Here is a 17,307-nt window from a genome sequence, read left to right on the forward strand (position 1 = left end):
AATACTGACGGGATCAATGCCCCGCTTGTTTACCGTAATCGTTGTGCTGAATTTTGTCCCCTTGCTGGAACCTTGATTGGGTTAACCAACTGTTTGCACCGATCGAGTTGAGTGCCAAGCCGGTTGAGCTAATCCGGTTGAGCCAATCTGGTTGGGCTAATCCGGTTGAGCTAATCAGCATGATGGCGATCGAGTTCAGGACTCAACCAAAACAGCGCCATTGCGGAGAACTAGAACTACCTCAGGTTTTCGGTTGCCAGGAGCGATCGACCGGGGGCCATTGGGAAACTACAGGAAAACGGGATCTGGGGAGATGCTTGACTGGGGCTTGATTTGGGCGCTGGGTTTTTTGGGTAGTTTTGGTCACTGTGCGGGTATGTGTGGGCCTTTGGCGGTGGCCTTTGCCCTGTCGGGAGACCCTCGATCCTTGCCGCAAGCGGGAGCCAAAACCTGGTGGCAGTTGGGCCGCTTCCATTTGTTGCTGAATTTGGGGCGAATTTTCAGCTATGCCGTGGCGGGCGGGGCGATCGGGAGTTTGGGATCTTTGCTGGTGGCGGGCGGACAACTGACGGGGATTGATAGCCCCCTGCGCCAAAGCCTGAGCGTCCTGACGGGGTTGATGTTGATTTGGTTTGGCCTAGCCCAAGTGCGACCCCAATGGTTGCCCCGCTTGCCGCTCTGGCATCCCCTGGCCCGGGGGGCCCAACGCGATCGCCTCGAAAAAACCATGCTCACCATTGCTGGCCAAACCCGTTGGTGGATGCCGTTGGCCGTGGGGCTGGTTTGGGGGCTAATTCCCTGTGGATTTTTGTATGCGGCCCAGATTAAGGCGGCGGAAACGGGCAGCGCGATCGGGGGCAGCCTGACCATGCTGGTCTTTGGGCTGGGAACCTTACCCACCATGGTTTTAACGGGCGCTTGGGCTGGCTCCATTGGCCAAGATCGACGCAGCCAACTCTTTCGGATGGCCGGTTGGGTGACGATCGCGATCGGGCTGTTAACCCTGGGCCGCACCAGCGCCATGCAGGATCTGACGGGCTATGGTTCCTTGGTGCTGCTGAGTTTATCCCTGATCGCTCGGCCCATCAGTCGGTTGTGGGCGGCCCCCCTGCGCTATCGCCGGGTGATTGGGGTGGGCGCTTGGTTGTTGGCCCTGGCCCATACGGGCCACATGCTCGATCACTCCCTGGATTGGGACTGGGGGGCGGTGGGCTTTTTGCACCCTCGCCAGCAGGTGGGGATTTGGGCCGGTGTGGGGGCGATCGGGCTGCTAACGTTGTTGGCTCTCACCAGTTTCGATCGAGCTATGCGCTGGTTAGGCTCCCACTGGCGCACCTTACACCTGGCTGCCATTCCGGCCCTGGCGGCGATCGGGATGCACATGACCCTGGCGGGTGGGCCAACCATGATCGGGGATGGGGGATCGGTTTGGCGGAGGGCGATGGGGGTTGGCTGTGGGCTAGCTCTGGTTTTGTTGATGCGGGTGCGTTGGTTTTGGCAACTGTGGGGCCTGGGTGCGCTCTATCACGGCGTGGCCGGTGCGTCTGCGTCCCTGACCGCCGCCCCATCCCAGGATTTCACTAGCTCCAGCGATCGGGTCTGATAGCCCAAGGATTGATAAAGGGCGATCGCCGCTTGGTTACTGGCTCCCACTTGCAGCCCCAGGCGATCGCAACCGGCCTGTTTGGCCTGCTGTTCCGCTTGATGCAGCAGGGATCGAGCCAAACCACGCCGCCGTTCCGTCGGTTGCACATAGAGCCAAAGCAGTTGGGCCCGTCGTTGGCCAGTTTCCGGGTCGATCGCCCAGCCCAACCACAGACCCGCAACCCAAAATTGACCGCTAGATTGACCGTCGCTGGCTTGAGCCGTGGCCGCTTCCACCCACCACAGTTGCCCATCGGCCGTCCAGAGTCGATCGACCAACAGGGCGATCGACTCTGGGTCTGGACTCAGGGGCATTAGCTCCCGGTAGGTGGCCGCCAAGCCCGCCAACAATTGGGGGCGATCGGCCCGGCTTCCCCGCCGTAATCGATAGCCTGTGGGTAACTGATTGGATGGTTGCCCCATCCCAGGCTCCGGCCCTGGGTCGGATGGCTGATTCATGGCGGCATTAGCCCGCAGACTCTAACCTGCAGGCTACAAACTGGCAGAAAGATCCAAATCGGGCGCAGACCCTTGCACCAACGCAGATAAGGAAGGCGGCAACGGTGCAGAGGGCGTAGTTTGTTGAGCAATGGGGGAAGGGAAGTCGATCGCCCCGATCGGTGCGGGCGCGGCCAAATCATTGGGCAAGAAGATCCGCGCACTCACGGCGATCAATGCCACCGCGAAGATCAACACCACCAGGAAGGGAGCCACATACTGCCGGAAAAACGCCATCACCGACCTCTCTAATTTTGATAACGTTCTGTAATATTTCTTGGCACTTATTTTGACAGAAAACCCGCCCAATCCCGCATTGGGTTTCTCAGAATTTCTTGCGGAAATTTTTCGTCGGCATTTCCCGTGAGCATTTCCCGCAGATATTTCTACCAGCGACCTCATCCATGGGCCATGGGCTAGACCTGGGCTGAATGCCGTTGCAACGGCATAGACGATCTGAAACCGACGATCTGAAACCGACGATCCAAAACCAACGATCCAACCCAATTGCTATGGATGCAGCCACCCCTCGATCGCCCCTGTTAGCTTGCCAAGGCGCAACCCAAGGCGGTCGATCGCCCTTGGGGCCGATTACGGGGGCGATCGAACCCGGAGAGCGGCTGTTGATTGTGGGGGCACAGGCCCCGGAGATTTTGCGCTGGTGGGTGCGGCTGTCGGAGCCAACGGCTGGCGATGTGCTGGTTCAGGGACAGCGGGTGCAAACGCTGGATCCCGTTGCCCTGCGGCGGCGGGTGGCTTGGGTGGCTCCTCGATCGACCTTGCTGGCTCCGACGGTGGCGGCAACCCTCGCCTATCCCCTGGCGTTGCTGGGCCAAGACTCCCGGGCGATCGAGGCGGCCATTCAGGAAACCTGCGATCGCTTTGGAATTCCCGCCAGTTGGTTAACCCGCCAAGCCTTTCAACTGACCGCCGCCGAGCAACATTGGGTGGCGATCGCGCGGGCTAGTTTGTTGCAACCGTTGGTGTTGCTGTTGGGCGATGGGTTTGAGGGCTTAACCAAGGAACAGAGCGATCGCCTGCAAAACCTGCTGCAAAATCAAGCATTCAGCTCCCAAACCGCCGCAGTGGTTTGCACCGCCACCACGATCGCCGGTCTGAGGGCTGCCCCGATCGCCACCCGCTGTTGGGTGTTAACGCAAGGGCAACTGACGACCGATCGGCCGGCTTCCGAAATGGACTGGGCTGCCCTGGAAAAACAATTCCCCTCGGTTAATCAGGCCGGCCTTAATTCCGGCCTTCCCGATCCCGAAGCCGATTGGTTTTGAAGTGGTCTGGCTATGCTCTGCCAGTGGCCCTGCATGGCCTGTGTCGTCATCGGGCCCGTGGCATTTCAATCGGCTGGCAAGACGACACGCGGAGCCAATAGCGGCCCCGCCTCTCCCGTTGTTAGGGCCCCAACTCCCAACAACCGACCGGACTGATCCAAAACACGGGCGATCGGGTCGGTTTGCTCCTGCTTGAGGGATTCGCCGCATTGCGGTGTTGGGGGCCATTCCGCGAGGGTGATCGCTTGGCCAAAAAACCAGCGCTTCACGGCCTCTTCCGCCAAGGTCACCGTGGGCAGATGGGTCAAGCCCAAGGCTGGGTCGATCGGTTGCCACCCTTGCCCGATCGCCGCTTCCAATTGCTCCAGCGTCAGGCTGTTTTCCAAGGTGAAGCCACCGCTGGCCGTTCGTTTCAAATGGGCCAACGCGCCCCCCACGCCCAAGGCCGCGCCCAGATCTCGGGCGATCGAGCGGATATAGGTTCCGGGGCCACAGTCGATGGTTAAGTCCAACTCCGGCTCGGTTCCCGGTCGCCAAGCCTCGATCGTGATTCGATCGACCTGCACTTGTCGCTCCGGCACTTCCACGGTCTTACCTTGCCGCGCTAAATCGTAGAGCCGCTGCCCATCTACCTGAATGGCGCTGTATTGGGGGGGAATCTGTCGAATTGGGCCAATGAATTGCGATATTTGGCTGGAAATGGCTTCTAAGGTGAGGCTGGTTAAGGCCTCGGGCGATCGCGCCGTCAGCACTTCCCCTTCCAGGTCATCGGTGGTGGTGGTGATGCCAAGGCGCACCGTGGCTGCGTAGGATTTGGCTCCCGGCAGAAATTGCAACAGACGGGTGGCGGGCCCCAGGGCGATCGGCAACACCCCGATCGCGGCCGGATCCAACGTGCCCCCATGGCCCGTCCGTTTGCACCGCGTCAGCCGCCGTACTTTGGCCACGCAATCGTGGGACGTGAAGCCCGCCGGTTTGCACAAGTTCAAAAATCCACAAACCATCGCCTAATTGCACCTACAGGGGACAAACACCTGATTTTTGATTTCCAATTTTTGATTTCTAATTTCTGAATTCTTGGTTCTAATTCTTGCTAATGCTGGATTGCTGCTAGCGTTCTGTTTGGTCAGATGTGGGCCAAGAGCAGCCGTTTCAGCCAGCCTCAGACACGCAAAGGGGTAGAGATGCAGCCCACATCTCCACCCCCTGTGATTGCAGCCTGCGCCCACCGCGATCGCCCGAAAACGACCTTGAACGCAAACCAAATTTCATGGGTTTTTGGTCTCTGAAGGAACGGCCCTAGGCCGCCATTCCCTGAATGATGTAGTCGAAGTAAGGCTCGGTGGCGGCGGCATCTTCGGTGCTCAGAAGGCCCAAAGTGGCTTCCTTGAGACAACGCACGGCTTCCACCATCCCCGGCAGCGGGACACCCAAGGAGTTGTACATTTCGCGTGCGCCCACCAGACCAATGGTTTCGATCGGTTCTTTGTCGCCCGCCAACACGCCGTAGGTCACCAGTCGCAGATACCAGCCATAGTCCCGAAGGCACTGGTTCCGCTCCCGTTGGCCATAGGCATTGCCGCCGGGAGCAATAAAGTCCGGACGACGTTGCCACAGCTTGCGGCTGGCTTCTTGCACAATCTTTTTCTCACTGTCGGCCAGCGTTTGGGCAATCCGAATACGCTGCTCGCCGGTTTTTAAAAATTCCGAGATGCTCTTAAGCTCGCCACTGCTAGGGTAGCGAAGCTCATCGTCGGCTTTCAGAATGACTTGGCTAACTACGCTCATAATATCGAGAGTATCGGAATATCGTTTCCACTCTACCAAAGTTTTTTCGCGGCAAAACCTTCGGGCGAATTGACCCCTGATTGGGGCGATCGCCCGGGGCTGGAATGGGCCGAGACCCCTTAGCAAAAATGGGGTCAAACCATTGCCCAGTCGGTTTTCGTCGATCGGGAAATCGTTGGCTTGGGTTTACTTAGGGGCGATCGATTCAGAGGGCTGTTGCTGATCCCAGATCCTCCACAAAAGGCCTTGGTCGGGGGTGTCGATCGGTGGCAGCTTTGGTGAAGATTTGTAACAGATACCCCGAAGCCTGTCTCAGGTTTGGCGACGACCACCGGGGACTGGGCCAGGAGTAGCCAAGATTCAGAAAGATTCGGATTCTGACCTGGATCAGATCTGGATCAGATCTAGACAGGAATGGGCAAAAGGGGCAGGAGGAAATTTTGCTGGAATTGCATTGTCATACGACGTTTTCCGATGGCACGCTGACTCCGACGGAGTTGGTGGCGGCGGCGATCGCAGCGGGGGTGCGGGCCCTGGCCATTACGGATCACGATACCTGCGCTGGTTTGGATGAGGCGATCGAGGCGGCGGGCGATCGGCTCGAAATTGTGCCGGGGTTGGAACTGAGCGTGGTTCACAACGGGCGATCGCTCCATATTTTGGGGTTTTATCCCGATCGCGATCGAATTCATGAACCGCTGGCCGTGCGCTTGGCCGGCCGTCGCCAGCGGGCCCAACGCATGGCGGAAAAGCTGGCGGAGTTGGGCTACCCGATCGAGCTGCCGGAATTACCAGGCAACATGGCTCCTGGCCGACCGCACATCGCCCAAGCGCTGGTGGCGGCGGGCCATGTCACGTCGGCCCAGGAAGCGTTTACCCGATTTTTAGGGGATGATCGCCCGGCCCATGTGCAGTACGACAAATTTTCGATCGTGGAGGGCATGAACCTGCTCCGATCGGCTGGGGCCGTGCCCGTTTGGGCCCATCCTTACCTGTTTCGTGGGGGCAATGTGGAAGACACCTTGCCGGAACTGGTGGCGGCGGGGCTGTTGGGCTTGGAGGTTTATCATCCCAACCACAGCCTGACGGAGCAAAAGCGCCTTTTGGAACTGTGCGATCGCTATGGATTGTTGGCCACGGGCGGCAGTGACTACCATGGCCCCGCCCCGAGTACCAGGGCTGAACGCCGCGACAGCTTAAATCAATTTCAATTGCCCCTGGCCTTGCTCGATCGCTTGAAACAGGTCAAGGCCACCTTGGCAATAGAAACCGATTATTGATTGGGCAGCCACCCAAACCCGATCGACCCCAAAATCGCCACCCCAAAGATCAACCGATAGATCACAAAAATCCAAGTGTTTTGGGTCTGCAAAAACTTCAGCAACCAAGCGATCGCCGCATAGGACGACACCGCCGACACCACAACGCCCACCGTTAGCGACAACCCCGCACCGGCCGGCAACCCTTCTTTCAAAACACCCACCAGTTCCACCAACCCCGCCAGGGTAATGGCGGGAATGCCCAGCAGAAAGGAGAAACGCGCCGCCGCCGCCCGATCGATGCCGGACAACAGGCCCGCCGTCAGGGTTGATCCCGATCGCGAGACCCCGGGAATCAGGGCCAGGGCCTGGGCCGCCCCTAAAATTAATCCATCGTTCAGCCCCAGGGAGTTGTAGTGGCGGTGGCGGCTGCCGGTCACTTCCGCTAAGCCCAGCAGCAGGGCCATGACGATCGAGGCGATCGCGATCGCCCCCAAGCTCCGGAGCGGGGAATTGTCAAAATCGGGGATGAATTTCTTAATTGCTAAGCCGCCAGCCACAATGGGCAACGTTCCCAGACCAATGCCAAGGGCGATCCGAAACTGCCGATCGCTCCAATCCTTGCGGGAAATGGCTTGGGCTGACCCGATCGCCAGGGCCGTTAAATCTGCCCAAAAATAAGTCAGCACCGCCGCGATGCTTCCCAGTTGGATCACCGCCGTGTAGGCCACGCCCGGATCGCCCCAACCGAGCACCACGGGCACAACCTTCAGGTGGGCCGTGCTGCTGATCGGTAAAAATTCCGTTAGCCCTTGCACCAGCCCCAGACCGATCGCCTCCAGCCAGCTCACACCATCACTCACCGGAACCGTTGGGTCAGCCGCTTGGGCCGCAGCCCCCAAGCCCACCAGCCAAACCCCCAGCCCCATCCCGGCCCACCAGCGGTAAACCCGCTTGATTTGACTCTGCCCTTTGCTGCTCGATCGCCCTTGCTGTGAATTACCCATCGTTAAACCTGATTGGCCCCAACCATGCCTGAAAATGCTCAGCACCTTCAACCACTGTTCTGAATTTCTGCTGAATTTCTAAGGACTGATGCTAAGGACTGAATACGATGTCCTTGATTCGCAATCCGCCTTCCTTGCCATGCTACCCAACGGCGTTCCTCCGCCATCATTCCAATCGCGGCTGATATTGTGGCTGATTTTGCCGCATCCCGAAAACCAACTGCTATCGGTGATGCACCGTGGGGGCTATGGTATGTTAAGAAAACTAAAGATAAAAATTAATAAACCTAACCAAAGTCGCAGGTTTTCTCATTTTGGTTGCCTATCCCTCCTCTGCCAGCGCCATTACGCCGTTTCGCCGATCGGCTGGCCCCGGTCGTTTGATGTCCGCGAGTTTGGTGGCGGATGCCTCGGCTAGTGATTGCCCTGATGAGACAACCCTGATTCCCCCTGCCCCGCCGATCGCCACCCGATCGCCCGTGGCCTTGGGCTGGATGTTTGTGGCGGGGTTGTTCCTGGTGTCGGGCCCCGTGTTTGTGGAAGCCCCCTTGGTGCGATCATTTCCCATCCTTTGCACCGCCCTCACCCTGGTTTGGAGCCTGTTGGGGGCCCGGTGGCTGGAGTCGCCCAAGTGGCGGGTTTGGGGCGACCTGTTGGTGGGGTTTAGCTGGAGTTGGCTGGCGGGTTCGCTCTATTGGGGCTGGTTGCGTTGGGAACCCACAGTTCACCTGCCCATGGAGGCGATCGCCCTGCCCCTGGCGCTAATCTCCGTGCGATCGAGCTGGGGACGCATTGGCAGCCTGTTCTATCTCGGCTCCTTGTTGGGAACCGCCATCACCGATAGCTATTTCTATTGCGTAGATTTGATGCCCGCCTGGCGCGAGGCGATCGCCGCCGAAAGTGCCGATCTTCACACCGTTGCCCCGATCCTGCACGGAGCCTTAGCCAAAATGCATACCCCCTTTGGCCTGGGCTGGGCCGCGTTGCTGGCGGGTACGTTGCTGTTTGCTGGCCTGGGCGCGGGTTGGTGGGCCAAGCGATCCCAGGATGCTGGCTGGATGGTGTTTAGTGCGGCCCTGTTGGGCACTCTCTTTGTCGATGGCCTATTCTGGCTGAGTGCCCTGTTTGCCTAATTTGCCTACTCGGCCCCGTTGGCCCCAACCGTGGCGTAGCCCAAAATCTGCACAGGCTGTACGGAGGAGCTGTCAATGGCGGTGTATATTGTGCCGGACTAAAACAACACCTAGTCTCCAGGACTTTCACTTGTGCGCGCGTGGTTACGCTCCAGCCCTGTCCGCATTTAATTCTGAGAACCGAATCCGGCAGCCGGTACTTACCCCTTGTCGGTAGCGCTTGCTGGACGATCGGTCGCAGCCCAGACAATGATTTTGTGCTGGGTGATCCTTGGATCTCGCGCAACCATGCCATGCTCCAGTGCATGGAGGATGGCGCGTTCTATTTGATTGATCTGGGAAGTCGCAATGGTTCCTTCGTGAATGGCCGCCGGGTGAGCATTCCCGTCACCCTGCAAAGCGGCGATCGCCTGACCTTTGGCCAAACGGAACTGGATTTTTATGCGCCCGCCCACGATCGGGACTACAGCACCAGCGATAGTTTTGAATTTTCTGTGACTGCGACGCTCCATGTGCGACGGCTGATCACGATTTTGGTGGCTGACATTCGGAATTTCACGGGGCTGACCCGACAGACGGACGAAAAAGTTCTCTCGGAGGCGATCGGGACTTGGTTTCGCCAAGCGGGCAACATCATCCGTGAATCCGGCAGTTGGGTGGATAAATATATCGGCGATGCTGTGATGGCCGTGTGGATTCACGGGGAACAGGAAGTGAGTCCCCGGGAAGTGCTGCAAATTTTTGAGGCGGTCAATGCACTGCAAAAAATGACCCGCGACTTGCATTTGCACTATCCTTTGCCCTTTCCGTTGCGAATTGGCACCGGGGCCAACACGGGCTATGCCATGGTTGGCAACACCGGCAGCAACGATCGCCCTGATTACACCGCCCTGGGCGACACGGTGAACGCCGCCTTTCGGTTGGAGTCTTGCACCAAGGAATTGCAACTGGATGTGGCGATCGGGAAAACCACCTACCAGTATCTCTGTGCCTTGAATGGCTCTGCCTGCGAGATTTTTCAGGAATATCGCGTGAACCTCAAGGGCTATGACACCGAAAGCGTCACCTATGCCGCCACCTACGACAATCTCGATCGGTTTTTAACCGCCCATCATCGATCCCTGGAACTGGATTTTTAAAATTCAACTTGATTAAAATCCAAATTAAAATCCAATCAATTGCCTCCCTTGACCCAAGTTTGGCCAAACTGGTGAATTGAGATGAAGACAAAGTCCGCGTGGAAAATCCTGGGGCCGATCGTCGGGCAATTGTTCTCGATCGAGATTCAAAACTTTGATCAATCCCATGGGCGCAAACGGTATTACTCAACACGACCCTAACCATGATTTTGGGCTTCTGTTGCTATAGTGGAATGAAATTTTGTTGGGTTTTGCATCCAAGCAATGGGACAAAGAATCGACTATTGGCAACTTTTACTGGCTTGAGTCACTGATTTCTTTCAAACAGCGATCCAAAAAACAACCATAAGGAATGATCATTCCTGGAGTTTTTGATGAACGTCCTGCTGCTATATCCTCTTTTTCCGAAAAGCTTTTGGTCCTTTGAGAAAACCCTAGCCTTGCTCGATCGCAAGGCAATGCTCCCGCCCTTGGGATTGGTGACGGTGGCGGCGCTTTTGCCCCAAAGCTGGAATTTTAAGTTGGTGGATTGTAATGTCCGTGACATCACCGAAGCGGAGTGGGATTGGGCTGATTTGGTGATTTTGTCGGCGATGATTGTGCAAAAAGATGATTTGCTCGATCGAATCAGAGCCGCAAAACAACGGGGCAAACGGGTTGCCGTGGGTGGCCCCTATGCCACGGCCCTGCCGCAGGAAGTGAGCGACGTGGGGGCCGATTATCTGATTTTGGATGAAGGGGAAATTACCCTGCCCCTGTTTGTGGAGGCGATCGAACGAGGCGAGCTAGCGGGCACTTTCCGCGCCAACGGGGTGAAGCCCGACGTAACCGAAACGCCCATTCCGCGCTTCGACCTGCTGGAATTTGATGCTTATGCGGAAATGTCGGTGCAATTTTCGCGGGGCTGCCCATTCCAGTGCGAGTTCTGCGACATTATTGTGCTCTATGGTCGCAAGCCGCGCACCAAAACGCCTCAACAACTCTTGCAAGAATTGGACTACCTGTATGAGTTGGGATGGCGGCGCAGCATCTTCATGGTGGATGACAACTTCATTGGCAACAAACGCAATGTGAAGCTGTTCCTAAAAGAGCTGTTGCCTTGGATGGTGGAGCATCAATATCCCTTCTCCTTTGCCACGGAAGCTTCGGTGGACTTGGCTCAGGATCAAGAACTGATGGATATGATGGTGCAGTGCAATTTTGGGGCTGTGTTTTTGGGCATTGAAACGCCCGATGAGGAGAGCCTGACCCTGACCCAAAAGCATCAAAATACCCGAGATTCCTTGAGCGAGGCGGTGATTGCCATTGCCCGATCGGGTCTGCGGGTGATGGCCGGTTTTATCATCGGTTTTGATGGGGAAAAAGCCGGTGCGGGCGCAAGAATTGTGCAATTTGTGGAAAAAACGGCAATTCCCACCGCCCTGTTCAGCATGTTGCAAGCCTTGCCGGATACGGCCCTTTGGCATCGATTGGAGCGGGAAGGGCGGCTGCGCAGCAAGTCGGCCAACATCAACCAAACCACATTGATGAACTTTGTGCCCACGCGCCCCCTCGAAGACATTGCGCGGGAATATGTGGCGGCTTTCTATGAACTCTACGATCCGGAACGGTTTTTAGATCGGGTTTATCGCCACTTCCGCTTGCTGGGGGAAGCGACCTATCCCAAGAAGGGCAAGGGATCGCGCAAGCCCATTAACTGGGTGACGGTTCGGGCGTTGCTGACCATTTGTTGGCGGCAGGGGGCGTTGCGGAAAACGCGCTGGCAGTTCTGGCGCAACCTTTGGAATATGTGGCGGCATAACCCCGGTGGCATCAGCAGCTATCTATCGGTTTGCGCCCAAATTGAACATTTCATGGAATATCGCGAAATTGTGCGATCGGAAATTGAAGAGCAAGTGCAGCAGTTCTTGGCGGAGGAATTGCGCCTGAAGAATAGTCAACGGGCGGAAGCGATGGTTTAAGGATCGGGAGCCTGTTGGGCCTAAGGGTGGCAGCCAAGAATGGGCGATCGCACGCCCAAAATCTATGCAACAATTAGCTCTCGACTGGCTCTCGCCCGTTTGTCTGTTTGCGAGCAATAGCGAAAAAGGTTGGTGGGGCTTCCATCAGCCCGGTCGCAGGTGGCTCGAAACTTGAGATACTGGTGATATTATTCGACTTTTTCACCAGCGAAGGCCGTTGCCCAGTCTCGTTGCCCATGGGTAACTGAGAGCGAAGCGCGATCGCGTTGGTGGTTCCGCCATGATTTGCTGTGTCTTGTAAGGAGGTACCGGTTCTCATGAAACGGTTTGTTCGCCTGGTATTTGCGATCGCCCTGGTCGCGCTCACGTGGATTGGCGCGGGCTATCCTCAGGCTGCATGGGCTGAAGCATCTTTAAACAATGCCGATGCCAAGTTGGCGACGGAATTTGGCAAAAAAATTGATTTGAACAATACCAATATCAGCAACTTCAAGGCTTACCGGGGTCTGTACCCGACGTTGGCGCAAAAGATTATTGCGAATGCGCCCTACAGTGCGCCGGAAGAAGTGCTGAAGATTGGCGGCCTGAGCGATCGGCAACAGAGCCTTTTAAAGGATTACTTGGATGCGGGCACCTTCACGGTGACGGAACAGGATCCGATCTTCAATGAAGGGGATCACCGCATTAACGATGGCGTTTACAAATAACGTTAGGTTGCCCCTGATTGGTTTCCAGGACTAATCAAAGGGCTAATCAAGGGTTCCGGTGATCGCAATATTGCCACTGGAACCGAAGATAGTGATTCACCCCGCCCGATGATCGGCTTGGCCGGTTTGATTGCTCCATCGGGTTTGGGGCCCCGCACTCGGAATTCCCGTATCCGGAATCCGTGAACTAGATTATTAAAGGCGATTGCGCAGCGGTGGTTTAGCTCCCGGCGCGATCGCCTTTTGCTTAAATCTGGTTGAATCTCGTTAGGTCTCGGGCAGTGATCCGAGAAATTCAACGTCTGTTGCGGCTTGGCGGCGGTGATCGCTGGCTGTGGCGCTTTTGCTTGGCAATCCCACGATTTTTAGCTTTCTGTGCCCAATGATGAGTGACCCTTTGCCGGCTGTGGAAATTGAGCGCCCAACGGTTGATCGCTTTGATGTGATCGTGGTGGGTTGTGGGGCGGCGGGGTTATATTCAGCCCTCTGTTTACCGGCTGAGCTGTCGGTGGCGGTGGTGACCAAGGCCACGGTGTCGCGATCGGCGAGTGATTGGGCCCAAGGGGGGCTGGCGGCGGTGACGGCTCCCGATGATTCGGTGGCGTTGCATGTGGCCGACACACTGGCGGCGGGGGCGGGCCTGTGCGATCGGGTGGCGGTGGAATTTTTGGTGGCGGAAGCGCCGGCCTGCGTGGCGCAGTTGGTGGAGCTGGGGGTGGCGTTCGATCGCGATCAGGGACAGTTGGCCGTCACCCTGGAGGCGGCTCACTCCCGACGGCGGGTGCTCCATGCGGCGGATGCGACGGGGCGAGCGGTGGTGAGTGCCTTGGTGGCGCGGGTGTTGGAGCGATCGAACATTACGGTGCTGTCGGAAACCCTGGCGATTGACCTGTGGCTGACCCCCGATCGGCAAAGCTGCCAAGGAATTGCCTGTTTGCAGGAAGGGCAACTGCGGTGGCTGGCGGCCGGAGCCACGATCTTGGCCACGGGCGGCGGCGGCCAGGTTTTTGCCCACACCACTAATCCCAGCGTTAGCACGGGCGACGGCGTGGCCATGGCCTATCGTGCTGGGGCCGTGCTGCGCGACTTGGAATTTGTGCAGTTTCACCCCACGGCCTTGGATATTCCCGGCGCACCGCACTTTCTAATCAGCGAGGCGGTGCGGGGTGAGGGGGCCCACTTGGTGGATGACCAAGGGCGGCGGTTTGCCTTTGATTTTCATGAAGCGGGAGAGTTGGCCCCGCGTGATGCGGTCAGTCGGGCCGTCTATTCCCACTTGCAACGGCATGGGGGCGATCGGGTGTGGTTGGACTTACAACCCATTCCCGAAGCGCAAATTTTGCACCGGTTTCCCAATATCTTGAAGGCCTGTCGGGATTGGGGCATCGATCCGCTGCGGGAGCCGATTCCCGTGTCGCCCGCGGCGCACTATTGGATGGGGGGCATTGCGACCGATCGAGCCAATTGCACCTCCTTAGGGGGGCTATACGCCGTGGGCGAAACCGCCAGCACCGGGGTGCATGGGGCCAATCGCTTGGCCAGTAATTCCTTGCTGGAATGCATTGTGTTTGGGGCCCAGTTCCGAAACTTGACCGTGGCCCAAGGGTCGGTGCTGCCGATCGAGCGGTGCTTGTCGCTGCCGACCATCGCCTTTGAGCCATCGCCGGACTTGGCGCACTGGCGAAATTATTTGCCCAAGCTGGTTTGGAGTGCGGCGGGCATTTGTCGCAAATCATCGACCCTGATCGACGCGATCGCCCAGTTGCAAGCGGCCCAATCCACCCTGCGCAACTTGCCGATTCAACAATTGTTGACCCAATTGCAGCCGGGTGAAACCTGCCAAATTTTGGACGATCGCGCAATCTTGGCGGTACATCAGTGGGTGGAAACACGTAACTTGCTGGATGTGGCCACCTCGCTGCTGGAGAGTGCCCTGTTCCGAACGGAAAGTCGCGGCGGCCACTATCGAGTGGATCACCCCAATACGGATCCAGCTTGGGCTTGTCACACCCTGTTGCAGGGGAACAAGCGCTGGATTTCCCAATCGGGTTTGGGCGATCGCACCAGTCTCCCTTGGGTCTGATCGTTCGATCGCCTTATGACAACTTAGCTCAGGAGTTGGGCGATCACCTGGCGATACTCACTCTTTTGCTTCACGCCGCGAAACTCCGCTGCCTTGGCCTTGTTGTGGAAAATCATCACCGTTGGCGTTCCGGTGACCCCCGCCCCTTCGGCAATTTGTGGCTCATCCTTCACATCCACCTCCACAAAGTGGATTTGCCCCTCAAATTCATCCACGACCTTATCCAGCATGGGTTTCAGGATGTGGCAAGGGCCGCAATCAGGGGCAACGAACTTCACCACCAAGGGGCGATCGGTCTCGTGGTAAAGCTTGCGAACCGCGTAGCCGCCAAAGTGGCGTGTGGCTTGTGGATTGAAAGTTTCTTCCGTATCCGCCACGATCGGCTTGTCTTCAGTCACGGAGGCCGCCGTTGGCTCGGTGCTGTCGCGCTTCACCTCCTGGGCCAAGCCCTGAGCCGAAAGCCACCGTTCCGCCAACAGGGCCGCTGCGCAACCGGTTCCGGCCGCCGTGATCGCTTGCCGATATTCATGATCTTGCACATCACCGGCCGCAAACACCCCCTCCACGCTGGTTTCCACGCTGTGGGGACAGGTTTTGATATAGCCCACCTCGTCTAGGTCAAGCTGCCCCACAAACAAATCGGTGTTGGGTTTGTGCCCGATCGCGTAGAACAAACCACGGGCGGCGATCGTTGATTCTTCGCCGGTTTGCTGGTGCTGGACCCGTAGGCCGGTCATGCCCGTTTCGTCCCCCACCACATCGATCGCGGTGGTGTGCCAATGAACCGTGATCTTGGCATTGGCCAACACCCGGTCTTGCATGGCCTTGCTGGCCCGCATTTTGTCCGATCGCACCAACAAATGCACCCGTGAGCCATATTTCGTCAGGTACATCGCTTCTTCGGCGGCCGAGTCGCCCCCACCAATCACCACCAGCTCGGCGTTTTGGAACATGGGCATGGCTCCATCACAAATGGCGCAGGCGGAAATGCCCCGGTTCCAAAATTCCGTTTCGCTGGGCAGCCCCAGCCGCTTGGCCGTGGCTCCGGTGGCAATGATGACGCTGTGGGCTCGCAATTCCCGATCGGTCGATCGCACCACAAAGGGCCGCTGGCTCAAGTCCACAAAGGTGACATCTTCCGTCACCACCTCCGTGCCCCACCGTTCCGCCTGGGCGCGCATCCGATCCATCAATTGCGGGCCCGTGATGCCCTCCGGGAAGCCGGGGAAATTTTCCACTTCCGTGGTGGTCATCAGTTGGCCACCGGGCAGACCGCCCGCCTGGAAGCCCGCAAACATAAAAGGTTTCAAGTTGGCACGAGCGGCATAGATGGCAGCCGTGTAACCGGCGGGGCCGGAACCGATGATCACGACATTTTCAACGGTGTTGGGTGCAGAAGCGGCGCTGGTCATGGATGCTTTATCTAAACTCATACCGACTATGAATAAAATAGCATAGTCAGAATTCCGTTGCCATCCCAGCAATTGCTTCAGCAGTTCAGGCATTCGTTCAGGTATTGATTAACCCTTGCCCCGTTGCTTCAAGGCAGGAAGGATGTCACCCTAAAATCAATGTGATGGTGTGGTGTGCGTGGTGAGTAACGTTCCTGCGTTTAATCTAACGGAGCAATTTCCGCAAATTCGCGATGAAGTGAATGCGGCGGTCTTGGAGGTATTGGCTTCCGGTAAATACATTGGCGGCGCGGCGATCGAGTCCTTTGAGCAGGATTTTGCCCGCTATGTGGGTACGGAATTCTGTGTGGCCTGTAATTCCGGAACCGATGCTCTGTATTTGGCGTTGCGGGCCCTGGGTGTTGGCCCGGGGGATGAGGTGATTGTGCCGCCTTTCACCTTCATTGCCACCACGGAAACCGTGAGCGCAGTGGGCGCGGTTCCGGTGTTTGTGGATGTGGATGCGGAGACCTTTAATCTGGATCTGGACGCGGTGGAACGGGCGATCGGGCCGCGCACCAAAGCGATTATTCCCGTACACCTGTTTGGCCAGCCGGTGAATATGGAGCGGCTGATGACGATCGCCCGGGCCAGCAACCTGTGGGTGATTGAAGATTGTGCCCAAGCCACGGGAGCAAAGTGGGGCGATCGACGGGTGGGCAGCATTGGCCACGTGGGTTGCTTTAGTTTCTATCCCACCAAAAATTTGGGCGCTTGCGGTGATGGCGGGGCCATGACCGTGAACGATCCTCAACTGGCGGCGGATTTGCGGATGTTGCGGGAGCATGGCCAGCGCCAACGCTACTACCACGAGGCGATCGGGGTGAATAGTCGCCTCGATGCCATTCAGGCGGTGATTCTGCAAATTAAGTTGCGATCGCTCGATCAGTGGAACCAGCAGCGCACCGCGATCGCCCAGCGCTATCAACAGGGTCTCGCCGGTTTGCCGGGCCTGCGTTTGCCCCAGGCGATCGCTGGCGGAACCAGCGTTTGGAATCAATACACAATCCAAGTGGGCGAGGGCAGCGCCGGCCCAGAACTGCGCGATCGGTTGCGGCAAGCCCTGCAAGATCGCGGTGTGGGGACAGCGGTTTACTATCCTCTGCCGCTGCACCTACAAGCGGTCTACGCCAACTTGGGCTATCAGCCGGGATCTTTGCCCGTTTCCGAGCAATTGGGCCATTGTGTCTTGTCCTTGCCCATGTTCCCAGAGCTGACCCCAGAGCAACAGGATCGCGTCATCAACAACCTGCGAGAGGTGTTGGCCGCTGTTCCTTTGCCGACGAACTGTGTTGGGGTTTAGGGCAAGCGATTAACCAATGCATTGATTGACAAATGCATTGATTGACAA

Annotated in this window: 15 protein-coding genes; 9 read left to right on the top strand and 6 right to left on the bottom strand. The window is 57.7% G+C overall.

From position 1 onward, the window contains the following. Positions 1–313: 313 nt before the first annotated feature. Positions 314–1,603: a sulfite exporter TauE/SafE family protein gene (locus H6G52_RS00350; RefSeq protein ID WP_190525731.1), complete on the top strand. Its 1,290-nt coding sequence runs from the start codon at positions 314–316 to the stop codon at positions 1,601–1,603. Here H6G52_RS00350 and H6G52_RS00355 read toward each other — a convergent pair. Continuing rightward, positions 1,525–2,067, bottom strand: a complete 543-nt coding sequence (locus H6G52_RS00355) for a GNAT family N-acetyltransferase (RefSeq protein WP_190525733.1) — start codon at positions 2,065–2,067, stop codon at positions 1,525–1,527. The genes H6G52_RS00350 and H6G52_RS00355 overlap by 79 nt on opposite strands. Before the next feature lie 69 nt (positions 2,068–2,136). After that, a complete protein-coding gene (locus H6G52_RS00360; RefSeq protein WP_099531800.1) occupies positions 2,137–2,379 on the bottom strand; it encodes a hypothetical protein in 243 nt (80 codons plus the stop codon). 275 nt (positions 2,380–2,654) lie between these two features. Between H6G52_RS00360 and H6G52_RS00365 the strand changes: the two genes are divergently transcribed. Next, positions 2,655–3,428, top strand: coding sequence for an ATP-binding cassette domain-containing protein (locus tag H6G52_RS00365; RefSeq protein WP_190525735.1), 774 nt, complete (start codon positions 2,655–2,657; stop codon positions 3,426–3,428). Between the two features lie 65 nt (positions 3,429–3,493). Here H6G52_RS00365 and truB read toward each other — a convergent pair whose 3' ends face one another. Both truB and H6G52_RS00375 read right to left on the bottom strand, forming a co-directional pair. Next, a complete protein-coding gene (truB, locus tag H6G52_RS00370) occupies positions 3,494–4,432 on the bottom strand; it encodes a tRNA pseudouridine(55) synthase TruB (RefSeq protein WP_190525737.1) in 939 nt (312 codons plus the stop codon). A gap of 295 nt (positions 4,433–4,727) precedes the next feature. Continuing rightward, positions 4,728–5,216, bottom strand: a complete 489-nt coding sequence (locus H6G52_RS00375) for an allophycocyanin subunit alpha-B (RefSeq protein WP_099531803.1) — start codon at positions 5,214–5,216, stop codon at positions 4,728–4,730. A 440-nt stretch (positions 5,217–5,656) separates the two neighbouring features. Between H6G52_RS00375 and H6G52_RS00380 the strand changes: the two genes are divergently transcribed. Further along, on the top strand, positions 5,657–6,496 hold the full coding sequence (locus H6G52_RS00380; protein WP_190525739.1) for a PHP domain-containing protein: 840 nt from the start codon (positions 5,657–5,659) through the stop codon (positions 6,494–6,496). On the opposite strand, the gene H6G52_RS00385 is transcribed toward H6G52_RS00380, so the two are convergent. Continuing rightward, a complete protein-coding gene (locus H6G52_RS00385; RefSeq protein ID WP_190526170.1) occupies positions 6,490–7,404 on the bottom strand; it encodes an undecaprenyl-diphosphate phosphatase in 915 nt (304 codons plus the stop codon). The genes H6G52_RS00380 and H6G52_RS00385 overlap by 7 nt on opposite strands. Before the next feature lie 392 nt (positions 7,405–7,796). Here H6G52_RS00385 and H6G52_RS00390 point away from each other — a divergent pair, with 392 nt between their 5' ends. The 5 genes from H6G52_RS00390 to nadB all read left to right on the top strand — a co-directional run bounded on the left by H6G52_RS00390 (position 7,797) and on the right by nadB (position 14,505). Further along, the gene (locus H6G52_RS00390) at positions 7,797–8,615 is read left to right on the top strand and encodes a DUF3120 domain-containing protein (protein ID WP_199312070.1); all 819 of its coding nucleotides are present in this window, start codon (positions 7,797–7,799) and stop codon (positions 8,613–8,615) included. 140 nt (positions 8,616–8,755) lie between these two features. Next, a complete protein-coding gene (locus H6G52_RS00395) occupies positions 8,756–9,754 on the top strand; it encodes an adenylate/guanylate cyclase domain-containing protein (RefSeq protein WP_099531807.1) in 999 nt (332 codons plus the stop codon). Between the two features lie 374 nt (positions 9,755–10,128). Then, the gene (locus H6G52_RS00400) at positions 10,129–11,715 is read left to right on the top strand and encodes a B12-binding domain-containing radical SAM protein (protein ID WP_190525741.1); all 1,587 of its coding nucleotides are present in this window, start codon (positions 10,129–10,131) and stop codon (positions 11,713–11,715) included. A 317-nt stretch (positions 11,716–12,032) separates the two neighbouring features. Continuing rightward, the gene (gene psbU, locus H6G52_RS00405) at positions 12,033–12,422 is read left to right on the top strand and encodes a photosystem II complex extrinsic protein PsbU (protein WP_099531810.1); all 390 of its coding nucleotides are present in this window, start codon (positions 12,033–12,035) and stop codon (positions 12,420–12,422) included. Between the two features lie 385 nt (positions 12,423–12,807). Continuing rightward, a complete protein-coding gene (gene nadB / locus H6G52_RS00410; protein WP_242026101.1) occupies positions 12,808–14,505 on the top strand; it encodes an L-aspartate oxidase in 1,698 nt (565 codons plus the stop codon). A gap of 23 nt (positions 14,506–14,528) precedes the next feature. Here the strand turns inward: nadB and trxB are convergent, their stop codons facing one another. Then, positions 14,529–15,938 (bottom strand): thioredoxin-disulfide reductase, encoded by a 1,410-nt coding sequence (gene trxB, locus H6G52_RS00415; protein WP_190525745.1) that lies wholly within the window; start codon positions 15,936–15,938, stop codon positions 14,529–14,531. A 148-nt stretch (positions 15,939–16,086) separates the two neighbouring features. On the opposite strand from trxB, the gene H6G52_RS00420 reads away from it, so the two are divergent. Further along, positions 16,087–17,259, top strand: a complete 1,173-nt coding sequence (locus H6G52_RS00420) for an aminotransferase class I/II-fold pyridoxal phosphate-dependent enzyme (protein WP_190525747.1) — start codon at positions 16,087–16,089, stop codon at positions 17,257–17,259. Positions 17,260–17,307: the final 48 nt, after the last annotated feature.

Origin of the sequence: Limnothrix sp. FACHB-881 (assembly GCF_014698135.1) — a bacterium.
In the GTDB taxonomy this organism is placed as follows: Bacteria; Cyanobacteriota; Cyanobacteriia; order CACIAM-69d; family CACIAM-69d; genus CACIAM-69d.